The organism is Brevundimonas sp. CURTG3B2_SDJG (assembly GCF_057364705.1).
The window spans coordinates 1-3,728 of the sequence record NZ_JBNFOJ010000270.1; the positions used below are offsets into that span (position 1 = coordinate 1).

A 3,728-nucleotide genomic window follows, 5' to 3' on the forward strand; every position below is an offset into this window, starting at 1 on the left:
GGGACGGCCTGCTCCTCCGCGTGGGGGGCGGCGCCCGGAGCGGTGGCGGCCTCGGAGACGATCTCGCCGTCCTTGACGATGACGCAGCCGACCGCCGGATTGGGCCAGGTCTGGCCCATGCGCGCCTTGGCCAGCGCGATGGCCCGGCCCATGAAGCGGATGTCGTCCGAGGCCTGCTGCGCGCTGGTCATGGTCAGGCTCCGGGGATCGGCGGCAGGGGCTGGGCGCGAGCGTCGTCGAGATAGCGCGCCGCAGTCGGGGTCAGGGCCGCGTCAAGGTCGATCTCGAGCGGATTGCCGGTGGGAATCTCGACCCCGACGATCTGGTCGTCCGGGACAGAGAACAGATGTTTGACGATGGCGCGCAGCGAGTTGCCGTGGGCGGCGATCAGCACGTCCTCGCCAGCCTTCAGCCGCGGAGCGATGGCGTCGTTCCAATAGGGCAGGACGCGATCCAGCGTGGTCTTCAGGCTCTCGGTGTCGGGGATGGCCTGGCCGGCGTAGCGGGGGTCCGAGGCGAAGTCGAACTCGCCGCCCGGAGCCAGGGGCGGGGGCGGCACGTCGTAGCTGCGCCGCCAGATCCTGACCTGGTCCTCACCGTGCCTGGCCGCGGTCTCGGCCTTGTCCAGGCCGGTCAGGCCGCCGTAGTGGCGCTCGTTCAGGCGCCAATCCTCGACGACGGGGACGTCCTTGAGCCCCGCGGAATCCAGCGCCAGGGCGCCGGTGCGTCTGGCTCGGGTGAGGACCGAGGTGAACATCACCGCCGGACGGAAGCCGGCGTCCGCGATCAGTTCGCCGCCGCGCCGGGCCTGGGCCTCGCCCTCGGCCGTCAGGTCGACATCGACCCAGCCGGTGAAGCGGTTTTCCAGGTTCCACTGGCTCTGGCCGTGGCGCAGCAGGATCAGGCGGGGCATGCGGGTCTCCGATGGGCGTCGCCGACGGGGGTAGGCCCGCCCCTTCGGCCGGTCAAGGTTCGCGGCCCGCGCCACCCCGCGCCCCGTCCCGCGTTGTTGTGGGCCTCAAGGCCCCTGTCTATACCGGGCGCCGACAACTCGGGATCGACCATGACAAAGCCCCGCCAGGACCTTCTCCCCAACACGGCGGAGTACGAGACGACGCCGCTGGTGAAGCCCACGGGCTTTCGCGAGTACGACGCGCGCTGGGTGTTGGAGAAGGAGATCAACCTCTTGGGAATCCAGGCGCTGGGCCTGGGGCTGGCGACCTATGTCCACGAGATCGGACAGCGGCCCAAGATCGTGGTCGGCCACGACTTCCGCTCCTACTCGCTGGCGGTGAAGCAGGCCCTGACGCTGGGGCTGCTGGAAGGCGGGATGGAGGTGCTGGACATCGGCCTGGCTCTGTCGCCGATGGCCTATTTCGCCCAGTTCGAGCTGGGCGCGCCCTGCGTGGCCATGGTCACCGCCAGCCACAACGAGAACGGCTGGACCGGCGTGAAGATGGGCGCCAATCCGCCCCTGACCTTCGGCCCGGACGAGATCGGGCGGCTGAAGGAGATCGTGCTGGAGAACCAGGGCGTGAAGCGCGCCGGCGGGACGCTGACCCGGATCGAGGGCTTCCGCGAGAAGTACATCGCCGACATCGTCGCCAAGACCCAGCTGACCCGGCCGATCAAGGTGGTGGCCGCCTGCGGCAACGGCACCGCCGGCGCGTTCGCCCCCGAGGCGCTGCGCCGGATGGGGGCCGAAGTGATCGAGATGGATGCGGAGCTGGACTATACCTTCCCGAAATACAATCCGAACCCGGAAGATCACGCCATGCTGGTGCAGATGGCGGCCCGGGTGAAGGAGACGGGGGCCGACCTGGCGCTGGGCTTCGACGGCGACGGCGACCGCTGCGGGGTGGTGGACGACACCGGCGAGGAGATCTTCGCCGACAAGATCGGCCTGATGCTGGGCCGCGACCTGTCGGCCCTGCATCCGAACGCGACCTTCGTCGTCGATGTGAAGTCGACGGGCCTGTACAAGACGGATGACGTGCTGAAGGCCAACGGGGCCGAGACCGTCTACTGGAAGACCGGCCACAGCTACATCAAGCGCAAGACCGCCGAGCTGGGCGCCCTGGCAGGCTTCGAGAAGTCCGGCCACTTCTTCTTCAACGCGCCGCTGGGCCACGGCTATGACGACGGGATCGTGGCCGCCGGCGCGGTGCTGGCCATGCTGGACCGTAATCCCGGGAAAAAGCTGTCGGACCTGAAGAAGGCCCTGCCCGACGCCTGGACCAGCCTGACGATGTCGCCGCACTGCGACGACGAGCTGAAGTACGGCGTGCTGGAGCGGATCGTGGCCGAGTATCAGGCGCTGGCCGACGCGGGCGGCGAGATCCTGGGGCGCAGGATCGTCGAGGCGATCACCGTCAACGGCGTGCGGGTGCACCTGGAGGACGGCTCGTGGGTGCTGGTGCGCGCCTCGTCCAACAAGCCGGAGCTGGTGGTGGTGGTCGAAAGCATGCGGTCCGAAGAGGACATGCGCGCCCTGTTCCGCGAGGAGGTGAAGCCGCGGCTCGCCAAGTACCAAGAGATCGGCGCCTACAACCAGGAAATCTGAGCCCGACGGCCTGAACCGCCTTCGACCGGTTTGACCCGGCGCGCGACCCGGTCCAGAACCCCGCCGACCGGGGAGGCGTCGTGACCGACAACATCCAGCACGTGGCGATCGTGGGCGGCGGGTTCTCCGGCGCCATGCTGGCGGCCCGGCTGGCGGAACGGGGCGTCGCCTCGACCCTGATCGACCGGACTGGAAGGTTCGGCCTGGGCGTGGCCTATTCGACGCCGTTCGACGGTCACCTGCTGAACGTGCGCTCGAACCGGATGAGCGCGGTGGAGGGCCGGCCTGACGACTTCGCCGCCTGGCTGAGGGCGCGCCACCCCGACCGCGCCGACCCCGAAGGTTTCGCGCCGCGCCGGCTGTACGGCCGGTACGTCCAGGACCGCCTGGCGGCGGCCGAGGCCGCGTCTCCGGGCTTGATCGAACGCGTGACGGGCGAGGCGGCGGCTCTGGAGACCGGCGCACTGCGCCTGGCCGACGGGCGGACCGTCAAGGCGGACGCGATCGTGCTGGCCACCGGCAACCCGGCGCCGAAGACGGCCATCCGGAACACGAGGGCGAAGCCGGGCGGGTGATCGGCGATCCTTGGGCGGCCGGCGCCCTGGACCGGATCGGGGCCGAGGACGACGTGATCGTGGTGGGCACGGGCCTGACCATGGGTGGACATGGTGCTGTGGCTTCAGGCGCGCGGCTGGCGCGGCCGGGCGCGGGCGCTGTCGCGCCGGGGGTTGAAGCCGGAGAGGGCACGAGGCTCGCCGACAGGCCGTTCCGCCCACGGACGATCTGAAGAGCTCGGCGCCGTCGGCGCGGCTGCACGAGGCCCGGCGGCTGGCGCGCGATGAAGGCTGGCGCGGGGTGATGGAAGGGCTGCGCCCGATCACCGCCGAACTGTGGGCCCAGGCCGATACGGCGACCCGGGCCAGGCTGGTGCGCCACCTGCGGCCGTGGTGGGACGTGCACCGCCACCGGATCGCCGACTCCATCGCCGCCGCCATCGCCGCGCTGGAGGCCGAGGGCCGGCTGACGATCACCGCCGGGCGGGTGCGGCGGATCGAGCAGGACGGCGACGGCGTGAGCTTGACCTTCAGGCCTCGCAGCGGGCCGGAGCAGCCGCCGCTCACGGGGCGCTGGCTGATCGACTGCACCGGGCCGGGGCACGACCCGG

Annotated in this window: 4 protein-coding genes and 2 pseudogenes; 4 read left to right on the plus strand and 2 right to left on the minus strand. The window is 70.8% G+C overall.

The window, feature by feature from the left end; genetic code table 11:
• Both AC2W7C_RS14795 and gpmA read right to left on the minus strand, forming a co-directional pair.
• A pseudogene (locus tag AC2W7C_RS14795) lies at window positions 1-191 on the minus strand (hypothetical protein); the annotation flags it as partial.
• A 2-nt stretch (window positions 192-193) separates the two neighbouring features.
• Window positions 194-913 carry a 2,3-diphosphoglycerate-dependent phosphoglycerate mutase gene (gene gpmA / locus AC2W7C_RS14800; RefSeq protein WP_486002100.1) on the minus strand — a complete coding sequence of 240 codons (720 nt, stop codon included), beginning with the start codon at window positions 911-913 and terminating at the stop codon, window positions 194-196.
• 150 nt (window positions 914-1,063) lie between these two features.
• Here gpmA and AC2W7C_RS14805 point away from each other — a divergent pair, with 150 nt between their 5' ends.
• The 4 genes and pseudogenes from AC2W7C_RS14805 to AC2W7C_RS14820 form a co-directional block, all read left to right on the plus strand.
• The gene (locus AC2W7C_RS14805) at window positions 1,064-2,563 is read left to right on the plus strand and encodes a phosphomannomutase/phosphoglucomutase (RefSeq protein WP_486002101.1); all 1,500 of its coding nucleotides are present in this window, start codon (window positions 1,064-1,066) and stop codon (window positions 2,561-2,563) included.
• Window positions 2,564-2,643: 80 nt separating this feature from the next.
• Window positions 2,644-3,138 carry an FAD/NAD(P)-binding protein gene (locus AC2W7C_RS14810; protein WP_486002102.1) on the plus strand — a complete coding sequence of 165 codons (495 nt, stop codon included), beginning with the start codon at window positions 2,644-2,646 and terminating at the stop codon, window positions 3,136-3,138.
• Window positions 3,135-3,350 (plus strand): hypothetical protein, encoded by a 216-nt coding sequence (locus AC2W7C_RS14815; RefSeq protein ID WP_486002103.1) that lies wholly within the window; start codon window positions 3,135-3,137, stop codon window positions 3,348-3,350. The genes AC2W7C_RS14810 and AC2W7C_RS14815 overlap by 4 nt, the downstream gene beginning before the upstream one ends.
• Before the next feature lie 71 nt (window positions 3,351-3,421).
• Window positions 3,422-3,728: pseudogene (locus AC2W7C_RS14820) on the plus strand (FAD/NAD(P)-binding protein); the annotation flags it as partial.

Bases quoted from the DNA above. Each gene is read 5' to 3' on its own strand.
- gpmA (WP_486002100.1), bottom strand. From the start codon at position 913: ATGCCCCGCCTGATCCTGCTGCGCCACGGCCAGAGCCAGTGGAACCTG.
- AC2W7C_RS14805 (WP_486002101.1), top strand. From the start codon at position 1,064: ATGACAAAGCCCCGCCAGGACCTTCTCCCCAACACGGCGGAGTACGAG.